This window comes from Cellulomonas sp. Y8 (assembly GCF_008033115.1).
Lineage (GTDB): Bacteria > Actinomycetota > Actinomycetes > Actinomycetales > Cellulomonadaceae > Cellulomonas.
Genome location: NZ_CP041203.1, coordinates 3,741,906 through 3,762,934, shown reverse-complemented (window position 1 = coordinate 3,762,934; position 21,029 = coordinate 3,741,906). Strand labels below are relative to the sequence as shown.

22 protein-coding genes are annotated in these 21,029 nt (G+C 75.4%); 8 read left to right on the top strand and 14 right to left on the bottom strand.

Annotated elements, in window-relative coordinates; all coding sequences use genetic code 11:
* Positions 1–73 precede the first annotated feature (73 nt).
* Positions 74–409 (top strand): hypothetical protein, encoded by a 336-nt coding sequence (locus tag FKM96_RS17085; protein WP_147796244.1) that lies wholly within the window; start codon positions 74–76, stop codon positions 407–409.
* An 11-nt stretch (positions 410–420) separates the two neighbouring features.
* On the opposite strand, the gene cofC is transcribed toward FKM96_RS17085, so the two are convergent.
* Positions 421–1,095: a 2-phospho-L-lactate guanylyltransferase gene (gene cofC, locus FKM96_RS17080; protein WP_168217018.1), complete on the bottom strand. Its 675-nt coding sequence runs from the start codon at positions 1,093–1,095 to the stop codon at positions 421–423.
* Positions 1,096–1,157: 62 nt separating this feature from the next.
* Positions 1,158–1,523 (bottom strand): iron chaperone, encoded by a 366-nt coding sequence (locus tag FKM96_RS17075; RefSeq protein WP_210417293.1) that lies wholly within the window; start codon positions 1,521–1,523, stop codon positions 1,158–1,160.
* Between the two features lie 163 nt (positions 1,524–1,686).
* On the opposite strand from FKM96_RS17075, the gene FKM96_RS17070 reads away from it, so the two are divergent.
* Positions 1,687–1,905 carry a hypothetical protein gene (locus FKM96_RS17070; protein ID WP_147796243.1) on the top strand — a complete coding sequence of 73 codons (219 nt, stop codon included), beginning with the start codon at positions 1,687–1,689 and terminating at the stop codon, positions 1,903–1,905.
* Between the two features lie 6 nt (positions 1,906–1,911).
* On the opposite strand, the gene FKM96_RS17065 is transcribed toward FKM96_RS17070, so the two are convergent.
* Positions 1,912–2,475, bottom strand: a complete 564-nt coding sequence (locus FKM96_RS17065; RefSeq protein WP_147796242.1) for a hypothetical protein — start codon at positions 2,473–2,475, stop codon at positions 1,912–1,914.
* A 116-nt stretch (positions 2,476–2,591) separates the two neighbouring features.
* On the opposite strand from FKM96_RS17065, the gene FKM96_RS17060 reads away from it, so the two are divergent.
* A complete protein-coding gene (locus FKM96_RS17060; protein ID WP_147796241.1) occupies positions 2,592–3,164 on the top strand; it encodes an HhH-GPD-type base excision DNA repair protein in 573 nt (190 codons plus the stop codon).
* A gap of 123 nt (positions 3,165–3,287) precedes the next feature.
* Here FKM96_RS17060 and FKM96_RS17055 read toward each other — a convergent pair whose 3' ends face one another.
* From FKM96_RS17055 to FKM96_RS17045, 3 genes are all read right to left on the bottom strand, one after another.
* Positions 3,288–3,530, bottom strand: a complete 243-nt coding sequence (locus FKM96_RS17055) for a DUF4190 domain-containing protein (protein WP_168217017.1) — start codon at positions 3,528–3,530, stop codon at positions 3,288–3,290.
* 273 nt (positions 3,531–3,803) lie between these two features.
* Positions 3,804–4,562 (bottom strand): SDR family oxidoreductase, encoded by a 759-nt coding sequence (locus tag FKM96_RS17050; protein ID WP_147796239.1) that lies wholly within the window; start codon positions 4,560–4,562, stop codon positions 3,804–3,806.
* A gap of 98 nt (positions 4,563–4,660) precedes the next feature.
* Positions 4,661–5,053, bottom strand: a complete 393-nt coding sequence (locus tag FKM96_RS17045; RefSeq protein ID WP_147796238.1) for a hypothetical protein — start codon at positions 5,051–5,053, stop codon at positions 4,661–4,663.
* 139 nt (positions 5,054–5,192) lie between these two features.
* Between FKM96_RS17045 and FKM96_RS17040 the strand changes: the two genes are divergently transcribed.
* On the top strand, positions 5,193–5,573 hold the full coding sequence (locus FKM96_RS17040) for a YbjQ family protein (RefSeq protein ID WP_147796237.1): 381 nt from the start codon (positions 5,193–5,195) through the stop codon (positions 5,571–5,573).
* A gap of 31 nt (positions 5,574–5,604) precedes the next feature.
* On the opposite strand, the gene FKM96_RS17035 is transcribed toward FKM96_RS17040, so the two are convergent.
* The 5 genes from FKM96_RS17035 to FKM96_RS17015 form a co-directional block, all read right to left on the bottom strand.
* Positions 5,605–6,195 (bottom strand): GTP cyclohydrolase II, encoded by a 591-nt coding sequence (locus tag FKM96_RS17035; RefSeq protein ID WP_147796236.1) that lies wholly within the window; start codon positions 6,193–6,195, stop codon positions 5,605–5,607.
* A complete protein-coding gene (locus FKM96_RS17030; protein WP_168217016.1) occupies positions 6,192–7,379 on the bottom strand; it encodes an MFS transporter in 1,188 nt (395 codons plus the stop codon). Before FKM96_RS17030 ends, FKM96_RS17035 begins: the two co-directional genes overlap by 4 nt.
* Before the next feature lie 56 nt (positions 7,380–7,435).
* Positions 7,436–8,137, bottom strand: a complete 702-nt coding sequence (locus tag FKM96_RS17025; protein WP_256375958.1) for a 7-cyano-7-deazaguanine synthase — start codon at positions 8,135–8,137, stop codon at positions 7,436–7,438.
* Positions 8,138–8,388: 251 nt separating this feature from the next.
* Positions 8,389–9,222, bottom strand: a complete 834-nt coding sequence (locus tag FKM96_RS17020; RefSeq protein ID WP_371300443.1) for a coenzyme F420-0:L-glutamate ligase — start codon at positions 9,220–9,222, stop codon at positions 8,389–8,391.
* Positions 9,223–9,224: 2 nt separating this feature from the next.
* Positions 9,225–10,196: a TIGR03557 family F420-dependent LLM class oxidoreductase gene (locus FKM96_RS17015; RefSeq protein ID WP_147797194.1), complete on the bottom strand. Its 972-nt coding sequence runs from the start codon at positions 10,194–10,196 to the stop codon at positions 9,225–9,227.
* A gap of 209 nt (positions 10,197–10,405) precedes the next feature.
* Here FKM96_RS17015 and FKM96_RS17010 point away from each other — a divergent pair, with 209 nt between their 5' ends.
* Together FKM96_RS17010 and FKM96_RS17005 are read left to right on the top strand one after the other, a co-directional pair.
* Positions 10,406–11,350, top strand: a complete 945-nt coding sequence (locus FKM96_RS17010) for a nucleoside hydrolase (RefSeq protein WP_147796233.1) — start codon at positions 10,406–10,408, stop codon at positions 11,348–11,350.
* A gap of 74 nt (positions 11,351–11,424) precedes the next feature.
* Positions 11,425–12,066 (top strand): hypothetical protein, encoded by a 642-nt coding sequence (locus FKM96_RS17005; protein ID WP_147796232.1) that lies wholly within the window; start codon positions 11,425–11,427, stop codon positions 12,064–12,066.
* A gap of 1 nt (position 12,067) precedes the next feature.
* On the opposite strand, the gene FKM96_RS17000 is transcribed toward FKM96_RS17005, so the two are convergent.
* Positions 12,068–12,916 (bottom strand): LysR family transcriptional regulator, encoded by an 849-nt coding sequence (locus FKM96_RS17000; RefSeq protein WP_147796231.1) that lies wholly within the window; start codon positions 12,914–12,916, stop codon positions 12,068–12,070.
* Positions 12,917–13,110: 194 nt separating this feature from the next.
* Here FKM96_RS17000 and FKM96_RS16995 point away from each other — a divergent pair, with 194 nt between their 5' ends.
* The gene (locus FKM96_RS16995; RefSeq protein WP_147796230.1) at positions 13,111–14,583 is read left to right on the top strand and encodes an MFS transporter; all 1,473 of its coding nucleotides are present in this window, start codon (positions 13,111–13,113) and stop codon (positions 14,581–14,583) included.
* A gap of 349 nt (positions 14,584–14,932) precedes the next feature.
* Positions 14,933–15,634: a 4'-phosphopantetheinyl transferase superfamily protein gene (locus tag FKM96_RS16990; protein ID WP_147796229.1), complete on the top strand. Its 702-nt coding sequence runs from the start codon at positions 14,933–14,935 to the stop codon at positions 15,632–15,634.
* A gap of 45 nt (positions 15,635–15,679) precedes the next feature.
* Here the strand turns inward: FKM96_RS16990 and FKM96_RS16985 are convergent, their stop codons facing one another.
* Both FKM96_RS16985 and FKM96_RS16980 read right to left on the bottom strand, forming a co-directional pair.
* Complete coding sequence (locus FKM96_RS16985; RefSeq protein ID WP_147796228.1) at positions 15,680–17,023, bottom strand: M1 family metallopeptidase; 1,344 nt, start codon at positions 17,021–17,023, stop codon at positions 15,680–15,682.
* Entirely contained in the window at positions 17,020–20,916 is a 3,897-nt protein-coding gene (locus tag FKM96_RS16980; protein WP_246855045.1) for a Pls/PosA family non-ribosomal peptide synthetase, read from the bottom strand. Before FKM96_RS16980 ends, FKM96_RS16985 begins: the two co-directional genes overlap by 4 nt.
* Positions 20,917–21,029 lie beyond the last annotated feature (113 nt).

Genomic DNA, 21,029 nt, shown 5'->3' with positions numbered 1-21,029 from the left:
CGCCGAACCGCCCCCGCGCGGCCGAGCGCCCCGCTACCGTCGAAGCGAGAGCACCACGGACCCGGGAGGCGGCATGCGACGGCGGCGGGCGGCGGTGCGGGCGGCCGTGACGGTGGGCGGGATCGCGGCCCTGGTGCTGGTGTTCGCCGACGGCCTCCCCCGGATCCCGGTCGTCGCGGACCCCGGACCGTGGAGCGTCGTCGCCGGCCCGGACGTCACCGGCGACGCCGCGGCCTGCTGGGACGACCCGGCCGTGCTGTCGGCGATCACACCGGCCGTCTGGCCGCCGGCGGCCGTGACCGTGCAGCTGGTGGAGGGCGCGACGCGCGACGACGCGCAGCGGGTCGTGGCGTGCCTGGCCGACCGGGCGGGGTACTCGCCGATCACGGTGCTCGGGCTCGAGGACTGACGCGAGGGCCCTCAGCCCAGCGGCCCCAGCCGCCGGAGCAGCGCACCCGTCCGTCCGCCGACCCCACGCGCGACGAGGGCCGCCAGGTCCGCGGGGACGTCCACGTCGTGCCGCAGCGTCGCGTCCGCGGGCAGCGCGATCTCCGCGTGCCCGAGCGCCCGGTGCGCCGCCGCCGACCCGCCGCCGAACGCCGGCCGCAGCGCCGCCCCCGCCCGGGCGGTGAGCAGCGTCGTCCCCGTGCCCTCGGCGTCCGGCAGCACCGCGAGCGGGTGCGCCTCGGCGGCCGCGAGCGCCGCGTCGAGCTCGGCCGGGTCGAGCCCGGGCAGGTCGCCCAGCAGCACCGCGACGTGCGCGGTCGGCGCCTCACCGCGGGCCGCGGCCACCCCGGCGGACACGGCCCGGTCGAGCGACGCCCAGCCGCCTGCGGCGTCCTCGGGCGCCGGCGGCGGCTCGGGCAGCACGCGCACCCGGGGCAGCGCCGCCGCAGCCGACGTCACCTCGGGGTCGGCGGTCACCACCACGACCCGGGCGACGCGCGGGCTCGCGAGCACCGCCTCGACCGTGTCGAGGGCCATCGCCCGCACGAGCGCGGCCCGCGCCCGCGGCTCCAGCACGTCGGCCAGCCGGGTCTTGCCGCGCCGCGCGTCCTTCACCGGGACGACCAGGACCCACCGACCGAGCAGCACGGACGCACCCTACGCGGGGCCGCGACGGCGCGGCGCGCGCGTCCGACGTCCGCGCGGCATCGTCAGGCGCGCCGCCGGTCCAGCGCCGCGTCGATCTCGGCCCGGCGACCCGTGACGAGCGCTCGAACGCCCTCGCCCGGCAGCGGCCGGTCGACGGTGAACCGGATGCCGCCCTTGGTGGCGTCGAACCCGTCGAGGGTCACCAGCACCGCAGCCGTGACGTCGGAGCTGAACGGGTACGCCGTGCACCCGCGCGGTCCGACCGCCACCGCCACGAGCGGACGCCCCCGGTGGCGGTACGCGGCCATGCCGTAGCTCGTGCCCTGCTCGGCGTCGGGCACGAGCGCCGGCACCCGGTCGAGCAGCCCGGCGACGACCGCCCGCTCCGGGTCGGGCAGCGACGCGACGTACTCCGTGACCTCGGTCATGGGTGCTCCCCCTCTTCCGCGCGGGCCGTCCTCCCCCGATCCTGGCAGGGCGCGTCCGCCGGGTCAGCCTCTCGCGATCACCCGGATGCGCGCTCCACCCGGGCGGTGCGTCGCCGATGGGAGGGAGGACAGGATGTCGACGGGCCGGGCAGGAGGCGGGGCGATGAGCGTGCGGCAGCGCGTCATGTCCGTGCTCACCCTCGTGGGCTGCCTCTTCGGGGTCGTCGGCATCCCGCTGGGCTGGGGCGCGCACGAGCCCGCGCGCTTCTGCGCCACCGCGGCGGACTGCCCGGACCTGCGCTGGGCGACGGTCCTCGGCGACCCGGGCGTAGTCGACAAGGCAGTCCCGCCCGCGGCGGCCGCCGCGCCCGTCGCTCCCTGAGGGACCTCAGCAGTCGGTGTGCCCCGTCGCGCACCACTGGTGCCCGACGTCGACCACCAGCCGCGAGCCCGCGCCCGGCCCGGGCAGCACGAACGCCCGGAACGGCAGCCGCGCCCGCACACCCAGGCCGACGGTCGACACGCCCTCGAAGCTGCCCGCCCAGGCGACCTGCCGGAACGTCCGGTAGCCCGCGGTGCTCACGAGGTCGGTGCCGACGCCGACGAAGAACGCGTCGGTCGGGACGACGTTCACGCGCGCGATCACCTCGAGCCGCGCCCCGCCGCGGACCGGGACGACGGCGCCGGAGCCGTCCGCGGTGACCTGGTCGACGTACCGCACCGACCACGCGGTGAGCGGCCGGTCGACGTCCAGGACGAGCCGGTCGTAGCAGTCGTGCCGACCCGCGCGCACGTCCGTGAGCTGGCCGGCCGACATGCCCGGGACGCCCCTCGCGAGCGAACCCCAGACCTGCCCGCAGTACGGATGGGCCGACGCCGCGGGTGCCGTGAGCACGGCGGCCCCGAGCAGCAGCGAGAGGACGGACAGCAGGGCGAGCAGTCGGCGGCGCATGGCGGTACCCCCTCGTACCCCGTCCACGGTCCGCCCGCGTCGCCCTCCGGTCAACGCCCCGTGGCACCCGCGGCGGGTGAGATCGGCGGCTCGCCGCGCTCGGGCACAATGGCGCGATGACCCTGTGGCTGACCGGCGACGCCGACGCGGACCGCCTGCTCGACTCCGACCCGTTCGCCCTGCTCGTCGGGATGCTCCTCGACCAGCAGGTCACGATGGAGTCGGCGTTCGCGGGCCCGGCGAAGATCCAGCAGCGCATGGACGGGTTCGACGTCCGGCGCATCGCCGAGGCCGACCCCGAGGAGTTCACCGCGCTGTGCGCCACTCCCCCGGCCGTGCACCGGTTCCCCGGGTCGATGGCGGGCCGCATCCAGGCGGTCGCCCGCTCGGTCGCCGAGGGGTACGACGGCGACGTCACCCGGCTCTGGACCGACGGCGACCCGGACGGCACCACGGTGCTGAAGCGGCTCAAGGCGCTGCCCGGGTTCGGCGACCAGAAGGCGCGCATCTTCCTGGCCCTGCTCGCCAAGCAGCGCGGCGTCACCCCGGCCGGGTGGCAGGAGGCGGCGGGCGCCTACGCCGACGACGTGCCGCGGTCGATCGCCGACGTGCGCGACCCGGAGTCGCTGCGTCGGGTCCGGGAGACCAAGCAGGCCGCGAAGGCTGCGGCGCGCGCCGCGAAGGCCTGATCTCCGGCGGGGGGCGCTCACCTCAGCGTGTACTCGAAGGTGAAGGCCGGTGCTAGAAGTCGCCGCCTGTGGAGTGGCACCAGCACATCACGAGTCCGGGCGGATGAGACGATCAGGGATCGCTTAGCTAGGTCTGCCAGCAACCACCGTGAGCATAGTGGCGACGAGCACGAGCCAGACCAGCGAACCGAGGGCTCCGATCACGATGCCGGCGACGGCGAGTCCATAGCCACTTCGGGCGCCCGTTCTCGTCTCCTTCAGAGCGAGGATCGAGAGCACGACCCCGAGCGGAGCAAACAGGAACGCGAAGACGAAGCCGAGCGTGGCTTTCGTAGATGCGATGAGCGGTGCAGTCTGAGCGGTCACGCGGCGCAGCATACGAGGTGACCAGCGACCTCCCATGTCACCAGGAGGGTGAGGTTTCAAGACGGAGACGCATGATGTCCTCTTCGTCCGTCCAGGTGATGGGGTAGTCGTCACGGGTCGGCGGCCCGGGTCGCGTCCGACGCGCGTACCCGGCACCCCGCCCGGCCTGCCGGCGACGAGTACTCGACGCGTCGAGCGAGTACTCGCCGACTGCTCGCTCGACGCGTCGGCTGCTCGCTCGACGCACGAGCCTGCCGGGGCGGCGCGCGCGGGTCAGACGTCTCGGGCCGGCGAGCGCAGCCAGTCGTCGAACGTCAGGCGACCCCGGAGCGCCTCGGGGCCGCCGCGGAGGGCGCCCGACGCCAGGCCCGCGCCGTACCCGCCGGGCAGCCGCATCTCCAGCACCCGGCGGCCCGTCCCGTCGTGGGTCGACTGGCGGCGGATCATGCCTGCCAGGGTGTCGTCCCGCGGGCCGACCAGGTCGGGCGCGCGGCCCACCGGCCCACCCTCGGCCACCTCGACGAGGTGCTCGGCGACCTCGGCCGCCGCCACGGGGCGGGTCAGCGTCCGCGGCGCGAGCGTCACCGGCCCGAGCGACGCCCGCGCCACGATCTGCCCGGCGAACTCGTGGAACTGCGCGGCGCGCACGATCGAGTGCGGGACCGCCGCGGCGGCCACCAGCCGCTCCTGCGCCAGCTTGCCCGCGTAGTACGACGCCTCGATCCCGTCGATGCCGACGATCGACAGCGCGACGTGGTGCCGCACCCCGGCGCGCTCCTCCGCGGCGAGCAGCCGGCGGGTCGTCGCCTCGAAGAACCCGACCGCCCGCCGCGCCGACAGCGTCGTCGTGCTGAGCACGTCGACCACCACGTCGGCACCGGCGAGCGCGGCGTCCACCGCGGCATCGGGACCGCCGGCGACGTCGACGCCCGCGCTCCGGCTCAGGACGGCGACGTCGTGCCCCCGCTCGGCCGCGACGCGCACCACGTGCCGCCCGACCACCCCGGTCCCGCCGCAGACGGCGATCCTCATCTCTTGCTCCTCGTGCTCGTGCTCGCGCACGGCGGGCGCCGCGCGTCGCCCTGTCGACGACGCAGCGCACCCGGGTGTGAGGTCATCCCGGAGAACCCCTAGCCCGCGAGCCCCTTCGGCACCGACAGCCCGACGAGCCGCAGCAGCCGGACCACCGTCTCCTCGACGAACGTGTCCTCCGGCTCCTCGCCCTCGATCGCCATGAGCCGCCGGACCTCGTTCGGCTGCACGTCGAGCGCGCCCACCGACTCGGCCCACGTGGCGAAGGCCTCCGCCTCGGCCTCGACGTCGACCGGCTCGCTCTCGGACGGGTCGTCGTACAGGTCGCGCGGCTGGAACCCGAGGTAGAACCGCCCCAGGCCCTCGGGCGCCGGCCGGTAGTCGATGACCGCGATGTCGCTGTCCTGGACCTCGATCGCCAGGCTCGGGGCGGCCGCGAGGTCGCCGCCCCACCGACCGTCGCCGTACTGGAACTTCTCGGACGTGCCCAACCCGGGCCTCCCTCTCGTCGTGCCCCCCGCCGTCGGCGCGATGCTATCCGCGCCCGACCGGGTGGCGGCGGACCCGGCGGCCGGGTGATCCCGCGCGCCCGGTTCGCCGCGCCAGGTCCCGTGCTGGCACGATCGCCGCATGATCGTGGTGACCAGCAACGAGATCCCCGGCTACCGCATCCAGGCGGTGCTCGGCGAGGTCATGGGCCTGACCGTGCGCTCGACCAACATCGGTGCCAACTTCACGGCGGGCTTCCGCTCGATCGGCGGCGGCGAGATCCCCGAGTACACCAAGATCATGTACGAGTCCCGGCACGAGGTGATGCGCCGCATGACCGAGGAGGCCGCCCAGCGCGGGGCCAACGCGATCGTCGCGATGCGGTTCGACACCGACTCCATCGGGCAGTTCAGCGAGGTGTGCGCGTACGGCACCGCGGTGATCGCCGAGCCGATCCCGGCGGGCGAGCCGGGCGCGACGGGGCAGTCGGCGCAGATCGCGGGCCAGCCGCCGGCCCGCTGAGGGCCGGCGGCTTCGCCGGCCCCGGACAGCTTCAGAGCAGGTGCCCGTCGCCGCGCTTCGCCGCCAGGTACGCGGCGGACCGAGGATGAGCGGACATCACCAGCGGAATCCTCTCGACAGCGATCCCGGCATCCTTGAGAGCGTCGATCTTCCGCGGGTTGTTCGAGAGCAACCGGATCGCCGTCAGGCCTCGATCGAGCAGGAACCGGGAGACCCACGAGTAGTCGCGCGGATCGCTCGGCAACCCCATGCGAGCGAAGGCGGTGAACGTATCCACCCCCTCCTGCTCCGCCAGGCGGTGCGCCATCGCCTTGGCGGCGAGCCCACAGCCGCGGCCCTCCTGATCGAGGTAGATCACCGCTCCCACCCCTTCGTGGGCGATGCGGGCGAGACTGACTGCCAGCTGGGATCCGCAGTCACAGTCCGCCGCACCGAACACGTCGCCGTACACGCACCGCGAGTGGACGCGCACGAGACAGCCCTCGGCGAGCTCACCGAGCACGAAGGCACAGCTCTGCTCCGGCCCCTCCCGGACGAACACCGTCACCTCCCCGAGCTCGGGCAGCTCCAACCCGTGCGTCAGATAGCCGGTCGGGCCCGTACCCGGAAGTGCCCCGTTCATGCCGGCACCACCTGGCGCTCGACGGCCCGCGCGATCGGGGTCGCCGCGACCAGGATCGTCGGCAACGCGATCGCGAGCGCCAGGACCCCTGCCGCGACGGGGAGACTCGTCGACCCGGCGAGCGGTGCCGCGAGGGCGTAGCCCAGCGGGACCAGGCCGAACGACGCGACGTAGTCGTAGGACGAGACTCGGCCCAGCACGTCCTCCGGGATGAACTCCTGCATCGACGCGGCCCAGACGACTCCTGCCTGCTCCATGCAGAAGCCCGCTGCGACTGCGGCCACCGCAAGCCCGGCGAGCGGCACGTCCAGGACGATCGCGAGCGGCAGGACAGCTGTGGCGGCCTGGAAGAGCAAGGACCACACGACCGGTCGTCGCGGGCGGAACCGGATCGCGACGAGCGCACCACCCACGTACCCGGCCGCGAGGCTCGAAGCGACGAGGCCCCATGTCGCGGCCCCCTCCGGCCGCCCCGAGACGTGCAGCGGGCCTAGCACGGAGTAGGCACCTGCCCAGCTGAACAGCGCCACGGAGAACGCGCCCACGCTCGCGACGAGCCACCGGGTCGCGATGAACTCGGCCCACCCGGTTCGGAGGTCCCGGAGCACGCTGGTACGCGGCGACTCGGTCCGAGCGATCCGCGGAAGGCGCAGCAGCAGGAGCGCCGAGGCGCCGACGGCCACCGCGTTGAATGCCGTGACCCAAGCCGCCCCGTGCGCAACGACGACCACGCCCGCCACGCCGGGCCCGATCACGGAGACGCCGTTCCTGACGGTGCGCAGCACCGCCTGCGCCGACTGGAGCTGGGCCTTCTCGACGATCTCCACCGGGAAGGTGTACATCGAGGACGCACCAACGGCCTCAGCCGCACCGAGGACGAGGACGACCACGAGCACCACCGCGAGGTTGGACAGGCCGCTCGCGATCACGACCGTGACCGCCACCTGGCAGAGCGCCGACGCACCAGCCGTGAGAGCGACCACGTCGCGGCGGCTCAGGCGGTCCGCGGCCACACCCCCGAGCAGGCCCAGGACCGTCACCGGCAGCGCGCGCGCGGCGAGCACGAGCCCGGCGCCCACGCCGCCGTGCTGGGTTCCCAGCAGGGCGAAGACGAGCGCGATCGTGGTTCCCGACGATCCGACCCACTGGAGGGTCTGCCCCGCAAGCAGGGTGCGGAACCGCACGTTCCGCACCACTGCCCGCGCCGCCGCGCTGCCGGCGCCCTGCGCCGAAGCCGGCACTAGGCGCCCACGACCTCGTCGACGGACTCCGACGAAGGCCGCCGCGCCGCGTACACGGTGTCGTCGACGAGTTCGGCGGCGACGAAGGCCTCCTGACGGAGCGTGCACGGCAGGCAGGTCCCGCACTGGACGTCGCCGGCGTAGGCACAGCTCCACGTCGAGCCGAGGTCGACACCGAGCTCGGCTCCGAGCCGCAGGACCTCCGGCTTGCTCATCCCCATGAGCGGGGTCTCGACGGCGAACGGCCGCCCGAGCTCGATCGAGATCGCGGTGCTCAGAGCCGCGAAGTACTCCGGGACGTTGTCGCGGTACATCGTGTCGTCCCCGTGGACGCCGTAGTGCAAGGCGTCGCAGCCGCGGGACGCCGCGAACGACGACGCGAGCGAGAGCGCGACCCCCGACCCGAACGGCTCGACGTCGTCGTGGATCTGCGCCGCCATCCGCATGAACTGCGGGTAAGGCTTCCCGAACGACCGCCGGACGCCGTCGGCAACGTCGATGACCGCGGTTTCCAGACCGAGCTCGTGAGCGACCACGGACGCCCTCTCGATGTTCTTCGGCGCCTCTCGATCGCCGAGATTCATGGTCAGGGCGAGCGGTCGCTCCCCCTGGGACACCAGGCGGTGCGCGAGCACGGTCGAATCCGGCCCGCCGGACAGCAGCATCGCGATCACGGTGAATCCTCTCCTCGAATTCTGCACCCGCAGCCTTGCGGGGCTACGCGGAAGATATCCACGAGCGAATGCGCGGATCAAGCCCCTCTTGCCACGGAGGACATTCGTTGCATATGCACGCGAAATGAGCGCCGCGGCGCATTCATGGAGGACATTTGCTACTCATCGGTGAGCAACGGTCGCTCCACCTCGACCCGTCCGTGGGACGCAGCACGAAGGGCGCGACCCACGAGTCGCGCCCTTCGTGCTCGATGTCGACCTGCTCGGCACCAGCTCGGTCAGGCCGAGGTGGGCCCCGACGCGCCCGCCGCGTCCTTCCAGCCCCGCGCGTACGCCTCCGCCGTGCCCTCGGCGAACATGTCGTCCGGCCCGGTCCGCACCAGCACCCGCGCGCCCGGCCCGTCCTCGACGGTCACGAGGTGCGCCAGCCCGCGCACCACCGCGACGGGCCGTCCGGTCGCCTTGCCCTTGACCAGCTCGGCCGCGGCGGCGATCTCGTCGGCGGCGGCCGCCATGCTCACCTGGAGCGGACGGCCGTGGGTGTCCGTCGAGCCGCGCAGGTCGTCCAGCACCCGCACGCCCGCGGCGCCGATCGCGATGTCGGTCTGGCCCTGCCGCCAGGGCCGCCCGGCGGTGTCGCTGATCACGACCCCGAGCGTCACCCCGAACCGCTCCCCCAGCGCCGCGCGCAGCGCCCGGGCGGTGGCGTCCGGGTCCTCGGGCAGCAGCAGGACCGTGCCCTCGTCGACGTTCGACGCGTCGACACCCGCGGCCGCCATCACCAGGCCGAGCCGGTTCTCGACGATCCGCGTGACGCCGCCGGGGTGCTCGCGGGTCGCGACGACCCGCACCGTCTCGGCGGTGATCGCCGCCTCGCGGTCCGCCGCCTGGACGACACGGCCCTCGGCCTTGGACACGACCTTGCTCGTCACGACCAGCACGTCGCCGTCCGCGAGCGCCGTCGCCGGCCGGGCCGACGCGTCCGCCGCCAGGGCGTCGCCGAGCAGCGCGGCCAGGTCGTCGCCGGGGCGCACCTCGCCGATGCCGGGGACGCCCCAGGCGGTGAGCAGGTCGGCCGCGGCGGAGACCGGGCCGGCCTCGGCGTCGGTCACGGTCAGCGCACCAGCTTCGGCAGCACGTCGCGGCCGAACACGTCGATCCACTCGCGCTGGTTGCGGCCCACGTTGTGCAGGTAGATGCGGTCGAAGCCGAGGTCGACGTACTTCTGGATCTCGGCGCGGTGCACGTCGGGGTCGGCCGAGATGACCATGCGGCCCTCGAAGTCCTCGGGGCGCACGAGCTTGGCCATCTGCGCGAAGTCGAACGGGGACCGGATGTCTCCCTTGGGGAACTTCATGCCGCCGTTGGGCCACTCGACCATGGCGTTCTCGAGCGCCTGCTCGTCGGTGTCCGCCCAGGACAGGTGCAGCTGGAGCACCTTGGGCAGGTCCTCGGGGTTCCGGCCCGACTCGCGGACGCCCTCGTCGAACTTCCCGAACAGGCCGCTGATCTTCTCCAGCGGGGCGCCGACGGTGATCAGACCGTCGGCGTGCTTGCCGGCGCGCTTGGCCGTGACGGGGCCTGCGGTGGCGACCAGGATCTCCGGGGCGACCTCGGGCATGGTCCACAGCCGGGTCGACTCGACCTTGTAGAACTGACCGGCGTGCTTGACGTCCTTGCCGGCGAGCGAGGCCGTGAACAGCTTCTTGATGATGTCGATGGCCTCGAACATCCGGTTGATGCGCTCGGGCGCCTCGGGCCAGTACTGCGCCGTGATGTGCTCGTTCAGCGCCTCGCCGGACCCCAGGCCCAGCCAGTGCCGCCCCGGGTACATCGCGGCCAGCGTCGCCGACGCCTGCGCGACCATCGCCGGGTGCCAGCGGAACGTCGGCGCGGTCACGCCGGGGCCCATGTCGCCGGTGGTGCGCTCGCCGAGCGCGGCCAGCACGTTCCACACGAACGCCGACTGCCCCTGCTGCGGCACCCACGGCTGGTAGTGGTCGGCCGCCATCGTGCCGAGGAACCCCTGGGACTCCGCGTAGGCGGACAGCTCGACCGCCTCGGTCGGATGGAACTGCTCCAGCATCGCCGCGTACCCGACCTGCAGGCCCTCGGCCACCACACCCTGTGCCACGAACGCTCTCCCTCGTGCCCGGGCCGCGCGGACGCGCGCCCCACCGTCGAGCCTAACCAGCGGGTGTTACCGGGACATTCCGGCCGCGCGACGCGCGCGGGTCTTGACCCGCCCCGCCGCCCGCTGCGACGCTCCCCCGGCGGCCGACGTGAGGAGCACCGATGCCCCGCCCGATCATCCTCGACTGCGACCCCGGCCACGACGACGCCGTGGCCCTCCTGCTGGCGCACGGCAGCCCGGAGGTCGAGCTGCTCGCCGTCACGACCGTCGCGGGCAACCAGGACCTCGACAAGGTCACCCGCAACGCGCTCGCCGTCGCCCGGGTGGCCGGCCTGACGGGCGTCCCGGTCGCCGCCGGGGCGGACCGCCCGATCGTCCGGGTCCGGGACCACGCCCCGAGCATCCACGGCGAGTCGGGCCTCGACGGCCCGGTCCTGCCCGAGCCCGCGCAGGCGCTCGACCCGCGGCACGCGGTCGACCTGATCGTCGAGACGGTGATGAGCCGGGAGCCCGGCACCGTGACGCTGGTCCCGACCGGGCCGCTCACCAACATCGCGCTGGCCGTGCTGCGGGAGCCCCGCATCGTCGACCGGGTGCGGCAGGTGGTCCTCATGGGCGGCGCGTACCGGACCGGGAACTGGTCGCCGGTGGCGGAGTTCAACATCCGCGAGGACCCGGAGGCCGCGCGGGTCGTGCTGCGCGCCGGGTGGGACGTCGTGGTCGTCGGGCTCGACCTGACGCACCAGGCGCTGGCCACCCCGGAGGTCGTGCGCCGGATCGCGGACGTCGGCACCGCGCCCGCCCGGTTCGTCGAGGAGCTGCTCGCGTTCTTCACCGCGTCGTACCGGGACACGATGGGGTTCGACGCGCCGCCGGTGCACGACCCGTGCGCGGTGGCCTACGTGATCGACCCGTCGGTGATGACGGTCCGGCGGGCGCCAGTGGACGTGGAGCTCGCGGGCGAGCTGACCACCGGGATGACCGTCGTCGACCTGCGCGCCCCCGCACCGGCCGACTGCCCGACGGCGATCGCGCTCGAGCTGGACCGGGACCGGTTCTGGGACCTGGTCGTCGACGCCCTGGAGCGGATCGGCGACCCGGGCTGACTCGGCGCGGTTCCGGGCACGGCTGCACCCGTACGGCGGTTCCGCCACCTGCGGTGATCCGCGAGGTTCCGTTCATGAGCCGCACCGACCGCATGCGCCGCGTGCTCGATCCCGGGCCCGCGATGGCGTGGCTGCAGGACCGACCCGAGCACGAGGGCTCGACGGGCTACGCCCCGGAGGGGCACTGGCCGGACAGCACGTGGGTCCTGTCGGCGATCCACGAGCGACGGGGGCGCGGGTGGCCATGGCGGCGTGTGACGTGGGCCGACTACCTCGCCCGCCCCGGGAACGACAGCGGTAACCGCTCGGTGCCGCCGTGCTTCCGGTGGTTCCACGACGCCGTCCCGAGCAGGACGATCCGCTGGCCGCACGAGGGGTCGCTCGACCTGACGAGCTTCGCCGCGCTGCTGGAGGTCCTCGCAGGCGTGACGCCCGCCGACACGGAGTGCTTCGCCTTCTGGGGCGGCCTGAGCAGCGGGCAGTGGGACGTGCCGGATCTCTGGGTCGGGCCCCTCGCCGCCCTTCCGACCCTCGTGCGCGCCAACGGGGGCGATCACGACTTCACGCCGTCGAACGTCTGGCCGGCGGACCGCTCGTGGTTCGTCTGGACCGACTGGGACCTCGACGGGACCTGGGTCGCGGGGTCAGCCGAGCTGGTCGACAGCGTGCGTCGCCACCCGGTCCTCGAGACCGTCGAGTGGTCAGGGGCCGCGTAGGTCAGCGCGGCGCCTGGCCCAGGATCGCCGTCGTCAGCGCGTCGATGGGCTCGCGCGGCGACTGCGGGTTCGCCACCAGCGTGATGTCCACGTCCCCGAGGTCCGGCAGCCCGAGCGCGGCGGCCGGCAGCTGCACCAGGTCCTCCGGCAGCAGGCTCTGCGGCAGGACGGCGATGCCGAGCCCGGCCCGGAGCGCGGCGAGCACGCCGTTGACCTCGATCACCTTGCACGTCGTGCGCCACGGCCGCCCGGCCTCGGTCAGCGCCCGGACCGCGGCCTGCCGGGTGAGCGACGCGCCCTGGTAGGTGATGAGCGGCACCGGCGCCTCGGCGTCGACCGCCGTCCCGGGCACCGCGACCCACACGAGCCGGTCCCGGCGCACCAGCTGGCCCTCGGCCTGGCCGGTCGCCTCCTTGATGTAGACCAGGTCGAGCTGGCCCGCGTGCAGCCGCCGGTGCAGGGCGCCGCTCTGCGCGACGGTCAGCTCCAGGTTGATCCGCGGGTGCAGGCGGCGGAAGTCGCGGAGCACGCGCGGCAGCTGGGCGAGCGCCAGGTCGTCGGCCGCCCCGAACCGCAGCCGGCCGTGCATCGCGGAGCCCGTGAAGTACCGCGTCGCCTCGTCGTGGGCCGCGAGGATCGTCCGGGCGAACGTCGCCATCGCCTGGCCGTCGTCGGTGAGGGCGACACCGCGGGTGTCGCGGTCCAGCAGGCGGCGCCCGGCGGCGTCCTCGAGCTTGCGCACGTGCTGGCTCACCGTGGGCTGCGACAGGGACAGCCGGGCCGCGGCGCGCGTGAAGTTCAACGTCTCGGAAACGGCGAGGAAAGTGCGCAGCTGGTCGGGGTCAAACACGACGATCCTCCGGCTCGGGCGGCGGGCCGCTGACCTGCGGCGCCTCCACCACATCATTACAGAACGTGATCACAGTGATTGCCGCCATCACCTCAAGAAATCGCGGCGCGCGCCGTAGCCTAGAGGGACACGACTCGTCACGGACCTGAGTTCCGCACCGACACCTCACCGCATCGCCTCAGCAAGGAACACCTGTGCCCTCGGCTCGCCGCCACGCCCCGTCCCCGACCCGCACCCGCCGCACCGCCACCGCTGCCACGAGCCGCCTGAGCCGCACGCTGCACGGCCCGCGCCTCGCGCTGCACCGCCGCCCCCGGCCGGTGGCCGACACCCCCGCCGACGCCGCTGCCGCCGCCTCCTCGGCGCCCGCCGCGCCGAAGCCCCGGAACGCGACGCTCGCCGCGCTCGGCGTCCGCAACTTCCGGCTCTACGTCTTCTCGCAGGTCCTGACGAACACGAGCGGCTGGGCCGCCCGCGTCGCCCAGGACTGGCTCGTGCTCAGCCTGACCGGCTCGGCCGCGCTCGTCGGCCTCACGGTCACGCTGCAGTTCGTGCCGATGCTGCTGCTCGGGCTCGTCGGCGGCGTCGTCGCGGACCGGTTCCCCCGCCGGCGCGTCCTCATGGTGACCCAGTCGGTCTTCGGCCTCTCGACGCTCGCGATCGGCGTGCTCGCGCTCAGCGGGCACGTCCAGGCCTGGCACGTGCTGGTCGCCGCGTTCGTCAGCGGGCTCGCGACGGTGTTCGACAACCCGGCGCGGCAGGCGTTCGTGCACGAGGTCGCCGGCCCGCAGCACCTCCGCCAGGCGATCAGCGTGAACTCCGCGGTGTTCCAGCTCGGCGGCCTGGTGGGCCCGGCGGTCGCCGGCGGCCTGATCAGCGCCGTCGGCGAGGGCTGGACGTTCCTGCTCAACGCGGTGGCCTGCTACGCGGCGGTCGCCCTGCTGGTGGTCATGCGGACCGCCGAGCTCACCGCGACGCCCGTCGTCGCGCGCGCCAAGGGCCAGCTGCGCGAAGGGCTGACGTACGTGCGGCGCAGCCCCCGGATCCTGTGGTCCGTGGTGCTCGTCGGGTTCGTCGCGGTCACGGGCGTCAACATGGCGACCGTCCTCGCGGCCTACACCGACCAGGTGTTCCGGACCGAGGCCGGCGGCTACGCGCTGCTCACGTCGATGCTCGCGGTCGGCGCGCTCACCGGGGCGCTGCTGTCGACCCGCCGGCGCGGCAGCCGGATCACGCACCTGGTGCTGCTCGCCGGCGCGATCGGGCTGCTGCAGCTGCTCGCCGCCGCCGCGCCGTCCCGGCCGGTGTTCATCACGGTGCTGATCGCGATGGGCGTCGTGACCCTGCTGTACCTGACGGGCTCGAACACGCTCGTGCAGACGACGGTCGCCCCGCACGTCCGCGGCCGCGTCATGGCGCTCTACGTCCTGGTGCTGCTCGGCGCGCAGGCGGTGTCCGGGACGCTGATCGGCTGGGTGTGCGAGCACCTGGGCGCCCGCGCCGGCATGGTCGCGTGCGGCGTCGGGCCGCTGCTCGGCGCGGTCGTCGTCGGCCTGGCCCTGGCGCGGCGCAGCGAGGGCGGCACCCGGGCGACGTTCCACCGCTTCACGCACCGCTCCCCCGCGGACGAGGCCGCCGAGCCGGCCCGCGAGGCCGTCGCCGCCTGACGCCTCGCGGGTCCGGCCCGCGCCGGGCGGGGCACGGGTCGGTTCTGCACCCGGGTACACCGCGTACGCGCCGCCGGTACCGACTCCTCTCTCAGGCCGTGGGTGCACCGCATACGCACCACCGGTACCGACTCCCCTCTCGGTCCGCGAGTACACCGCGTACGCACCACCGGAACGAACTCGCCCTCCGCCCGCGGGTACACCGCGTACGCACGACCAGAACGAACTCGCGCTCCGCCCGCGGGTACACCGCGTACGCACCACCGGAACGAACTCCCGCTCCGCCCGCGGGCACACCGCGTACGCACCACCAGGACGGTCGCGGCCCCGATCGCGGGAGGATGGCGCCGTGCCCCTGATCCGCGTGCGCCGCGCCGGCGTCGTCCCCGCGGCGGTGCTGCGCCAGCGGCTGACCCCCGACGAGCGCGCGCGCCTCGACCGCGCCGCGCCCGCCGACCGGGACGCCGTCGCCTCGGTGCTGCTGCTCGCGCGCCGCGCCGTCGCGGAGGCGTGCAGGGTGGAGCCGGACGCCGTCCGGGTGCGGCGGCGCTGCCCCCGCTGCGGGTCGGCGGCGCACGGGGTCCCGGTCGCGGACCGCGCGGACGGCGGGCCGGTGCCGCACGTGTCGCTGAGCCGCGGGGGCGACCTGGTCGTCGTCGCGCTGTGCGATGCCGGACCGGTCGGGGTGGATGTCGAGCCCGTGCGCCCGATCGGCGACGACCTCGCGCGCGTCGTCCTCGCGCCCGGCGAGCCGCCCGCCGCCGGGTCGCACGGGCTGCTGCGCACCTGGTCCCGCACCGAGGCGGTGCTCAAGGCCGCGGGCACGGGCCTGGCGGTCGACCCGCGGGCGCTCCGGGTGTCCGACGCGGCCGGCCGGCCGGCGGTGCGGGTCGTGGACCCGGGGGCGGCAGCCGCGCTGACCCCCGCCCCCGGCACCCGTTGGTGGCTGACCGACGTCGACGCCGGCGCCGACCACATCGCCGCGCTCGCCGCGCTGCTGCCGCAGGACGCGTCGTCGACGCTCGACGACAGCTCCTCCCCCCTGGCCTGACACCCACCACCGCCACCGGGCGCCGTTCAGGTCAGCGACGCTGCGTCAGCGCCTCCGCGGCAGCGCCGGCAGCGGCGCCGCGCCCACCCACGCGCCCAGCAGCGCGCCCGGGTCCACCCCTGCCACGTCCGCGACGCACGCCGCGAACGCCGCGGTCGTCACCGTGGCGTGCTGGTGCCGCGCCGTCCACGCGCGCAGCACGTCGAAGAACGCCCCGTCGCCGAGGTCGGTCCGCAGGGCGTGCAGCGTGAGGGCACCGCGCTTGTAGAGCCGGTCGTCGAACATGAGGTCGGCGCCGGGGTCGCCGATGACGAGGTCCTGCGGCAGGCCGGCGAGCCGCTGCCGGACGGTGCGGGCCTGGGCGTCGGCGGACCGCCCGCCGGAGGCCTCCTCCCACAGCCACTCGGCGTACGCGGCGAACCCCTCGTGCAGCCAGATGTCCCGCCAGGTCGCGGCGGTCAGGCTGTTGCCGAACCACTGGTGGGCGAGCTCGTGCGCGACCAGCCGCTCGGTCCCGCGGCGGCCGTCGACGTGGTTGGCGCCGAACACGGACAGGCCGTGCGCCTCGAGCGGGATCTCCAGCGGGTCGTCGGTGACGACGACGTCGTAGCGGTCGAACGGGTACGGCCCGAACCGGTCGACGAACAGCGCCATCATCTCGGGCTGCCGGGCGAAGTCGTGCGCCTGCGCGGCCCGCAGCCGCGGCGGGGCGACGACGTCCTGCGGGACGGGCCCTCCTGCGAGCGCGGTCCGCTCGTACCGCCCGATCTGCACGGTCGCGAGGTAGGGCGCGGTGGGCTCACGCTGCTCGAACTCCCAGCGGACCCGGCTCGACCGCTGGCGGCGGGAGACGAGCGCGCCGTTGCAGACCACCTCGTAGCCGACCTCGGTGGTGACGGCGATCCGGAACGCGGCCTTGGCGCACGGCCGGTCGTCGCACGGGAACCAGGACGGCGCGCCGTCGGGCTGGCCGGCGACGATGACGCCGTCGGTCAGCTCCTCCCAGCCGACCTCGCCCCACGGCCCGCGGCGCGGGCCGGGGCTGCCGCCGTAGTGCACCTCGACGGTGACCGGCGCCCCGGCCGCGAGGGGGCGCGCCAGCCGCACCTCGAGGCGCCCGTCCCGCACGGCGAACCGCCCGGGGCGCCGCCCGTCGACCAGGACCCGGGACACCTGCAGCCCGACCAGGTCGAGGGACAGCCGGTCCAGGTCGGTCGCGGCGGTGGCGTGCACGACCGCGCGGGCGTCGAGCCGGTTGGTCGCGACCCGGTAGTCCAGGTCGAGCTCGTAGCGCGCCACGTCGAGGCCGCCGGGGCCGCGGTCGGGCAGGTACGGGTCGACGCGCTGCGCCGCGGCCGTCGCCGGGACCGCCCCCGCACCCCCCGTCACGCGGTCACCGGCGCGACCGGGTTGCCGGTCCAGCGGCTGCCCGCCGGGATGGACTCGCCGCGCAGCACGAGCGACGCGGGGCCGACGGAGGCGCCCGCACCGAGGCTCGCGGCGGGCAGGACCACGCCGTGCGGGCCGACGCTCGCGCCGTCGTCCAGGCGGACGGTGTCGATGCTCATCACCCGATCATGGAACAGATGCGTCTGGAGCACGCACCCGCGGTTCACCGTGGCCCCGTCGCCGAGGGCCACGAGGTCGGCCTCGGGCAGCCAGTACGTCTCGCACCAGACCCCGCGGCCGATCCGGGAGCCGAGCGCCCGCAGCCACAGGTTCATCGCCGGCGAGCCGACCGTCGCGGGGCCGAGCCACGGCACGGCGACCACCTCGAGGAAGGCGTCGGCCAGCTCGTTGCGCCAGATGAACCCGCTCCACAGCGGGTGCTCCCCCGCCCGGATCCGGCCGACCAGCGCCCACTTGGCGACGACGGCCACGGCGCACGCGAGGACCGCGGCGCCCACGACGACCGCCGGCGACAGCAGCGCCGCCGCGCCGAGGCCGCGCGCGTGCGCGACCTCCCCGAGCACCAGCAGCACCGCGACGCCGATCCCGAACGCCACGACCACCGCGAGCAGCCGGCACGCCTCGACGAGCGCCCGGGCGACCCGCAGCCGCACCGGCGGGTCGAACGTGCGGGACGTGTCCGAGTCCCCCGGGGTCCGGCGCAGCGGCTCCGGCGGGGAGCCGAGCCAGGACGTGCCCGGCTTGGCCCGCTCGGGCGCACCCGACAGCACCGCGACGAGCCCGCGCTTGGGGACCGCCCGACCCGGCGCGATCATCCCGGAGTTGCCGAGGAACGCCCGCTTGCCGACCTTCGCCCGCTCGACGCGCAGCCACCCGCGCCCGAGCTCGTAGGAGCCGATCAGGGTGTCGTCGGCCAGGAACGACCCGGCGCCGACCGTGGTGAGCGACGGCAGCATCAGCACCGTCGACGCCTCGACGTCCCGGCCGACCCGCGCGCCGAGCGCGCGCAACCACAGCGGCGTCAGGGTGCTCGCGTACAGCGGGTACAGCGTGCTGCGCGCGTCGTCCATCAGCCGCTGGGTGGCCCAGACCTGCCAGCCGACCCGGCTGCGCACGGGGTGGTAGCCCTCCGCGACGCCGATCCCGAGGAGCCGGACGCCCGCGAGCGTGACCAGCGCGAGCACGGCGAACGACGCCAGCGCGGCCAACGGCACGGCCAGCAGCGCGTCGTCCCACGCCCCGCCCCACGACCCCGCGTCGCGCACGCCCGCGGCGACCACCAGCAGGCCGGCCGTCGCGGCGACGACCGGCAGAGCCGCGAGCGCCGCGGCCGTGCCCCCGTACACGCCGATCCACCGGCGCCCGCGCGGCGCCCGGCCCTCGGGCCACGGCTCCGCGGCCGGCCCGACGAACGAGGCCGGCGACCCCGCCCACAGCTCGCCCGGCGCGACCCCGGAGAGCACCGCCGAGCCGGCCGCGACCTGCGCGCCCTGCCCGATGCGGACCCCCGGGGCGATCGTGCTCCGGGTGCCGACGGTCGCGCGCTTGTCGATCCGCACCCGCCCGACGTGCAGCACGTCGCCGTCCAGCCAGTGCCCGCGCAGGTCGACCTCGGGCTCGACGGCGCACCGGTCGCCGAGCGTCAGCAGGCCCGTGACGGGCGGCGCGGTGTGCAGGTCCACGTCGACCCCGACCTTGGCCCCGAGCGCCCGGGCGTAGACGGCGGTCCACGGCGCGCAGGACAGGTTCTCGGCGCCCGCGGCCGCGGCCCAGCTCTCCGCGAACCACAGCCGCAGGTGCACCGACCCGCCGCGCGGGTACCGCCCGGGCTTGAGCCCCCGGAGCAGCGTCCGCGCGACCAGGACGGTCGAGCCCATCCGGCCGAGCGGGCTGATGAGCACGAGCCAGCCGAGGGCGAGCCACCACCAGGACGCCGGCACGGGCTCGAGCCAGGGCACCGCCCCGGTGGCGGCGAGCAGCTGCTCCGCCGCGAGCAGCCAGGTGAGCCAGCGCAGTCCGACGAGCGCCGCGATCGGCACGCCGAGCAGGATCTGCAGCGCCTGCGCGCGCCCGGGGGTGGGCACGACGACCCGCTCCGTGGCGGGTGCCGCCGGCTCCAGCTCGTCCAGCCGGCGGGCGAGGTCCGCGAGCCGCGGGTACTCGTACACGTCGGCGACGGTCACGGTGCCGAACCGCTCGCGCAGCGCCGAGACCAGCTGCGCCGCGACGAGGCTGCCGCCACCGGCCGCGAAGAAGTCGTCGTCGGGACCGGACACCGGCGCGCCGAGCGCGGCCGTCCACCGCTCGGCGACCCAGGCGGCGGTCGGCGACAGGCCCACGGGCCCGGCGGCTTCGCCCGACCCGCCCCCGCCCGGGGACCCGGCCCCCGGCAGCGGCCACGGCAGCGCGTCCCGGTCGACCTTGCCCGACCCGCGGGTGGGGAGCGCGTCGACGACCCCGAGCAGCGGCACCAGCGCCGCGGGCAGCACCTCCCGGAGCCGCGCCCGCGCGTCGCCGAGGTCGAGCGTCGCGCCCTCGGCCGGCACCAGGTACCCGGCCAGCACGGCGGTCCCCGCCGGCGTGCGGCGCACGGCGACGGCCGCCCCGGCGACGTCCGGCAGCCCGCCCAGCGCCGCCTCGACCTCGCCGAGCTCGATCCGCCGGCCGCCGATCTTGACCTGGTCGTCCGCGCGCCCGACGAACAGCAGCCCGGCACGGTCCAGCCGGACGACGTCGCCGCTGCGGTACGCCCGGTCCCAGCCGAGGCCCGGCGCCGGGGCGTACTTCTCGGCGTCCTTGGCGGGGTCGAGGTACCGCGCCAGCCCGACGCCGCCGATGATCAGCTCGCCCGTCTCGCCCTCGGCGACCGGGGTGCCGTCCTCGCCGACGACCGCGAGGTCCCAGCCGTCCAGCGCCAGCCCGATCCGGACCGGGCCCTCGCCGGTCATCCTCGCGGCGCAGGCCACGACCGTCGCCTCGGTGGGCCCGTAGGTGTTCCACACCTCCCGGGTCGGGGTGACCAGCCGCGCCGCCAGCTCCGGCGGGCAGGCCTCGCCGCCGAAGATGAGCAGCCGCACGCCGGCCAGCTCCTCGGGCCGCCACAGGCCCGCGAGCGTGGGCACCGTCGAGATGACCGTGATCCCCTGAGCCACGAGCCACGGGCCGAGGTCCATGCCGGTGCGGACCAGCGCGCGCGGCGCGGGCACCAGGCAGGCGCCGTGCGCCCAGGCCAGCCACATCTCCTCGCAGGACGCGTCGAACGCCACCGACAGCCCCGCGAGCACCCGGTCCCCCGGGCCGAGCGGCGCGTCCGCCAGGAACAGCCGCGCCTCCGCGTCGACGAACGCGGCCGCCGACCGGTGGGTGACGGCCACGCCCTTCGGGGCGCCGGTCGACCCGGAGGTGAAGATGATCCAGGCGTCGTCGCCGAGCCCGGGACGGCGCACGGCCCCGCCCGCACCCGCGCCGCGCCGCCGCCCCGCCGCCACCAGCGCGCGCAGGTCGCCCTCGGCCAGCACCCGGTCGACGGCGGCCTCGGCGAACACCGTCCGCGCACGCTCGTCGGGGTCGTCGACGTCCACCGGCACGTACGCCGCGCCCGCGGCCAGCACCGCGAGGATCGCCGAGTACAGCTCGGCGGTGCCCGACGGCACCCGCACGCCGACCCGCGACCCCGGCCCGATCCCCTCGGCCGCCAGCGCCGCCGCAGCCGCCCGCACGACCGCGTCCAGCTCCGCGTACGTCAGCACCGTGGTGCCGTCGTCGATCGCCGGCGCGTCACCGTGCGCCGCGACCGTGGCCGCGAGCACGTCCGCCAGGGTCCGCGGCGCCGCCGCCAGCCCCGACCGCAGCAGCCCGTCCGGTTCGCCCACGTGTTCCTCCCGCCCGTCGGCCGCACCACGTCCCGGGCGGCCGACGGGCACTGTGACACAGCCTCGCCGCGCGGGTCGCGGCGGCCCACGACGGTTCACCGGGGCGTCGCCCG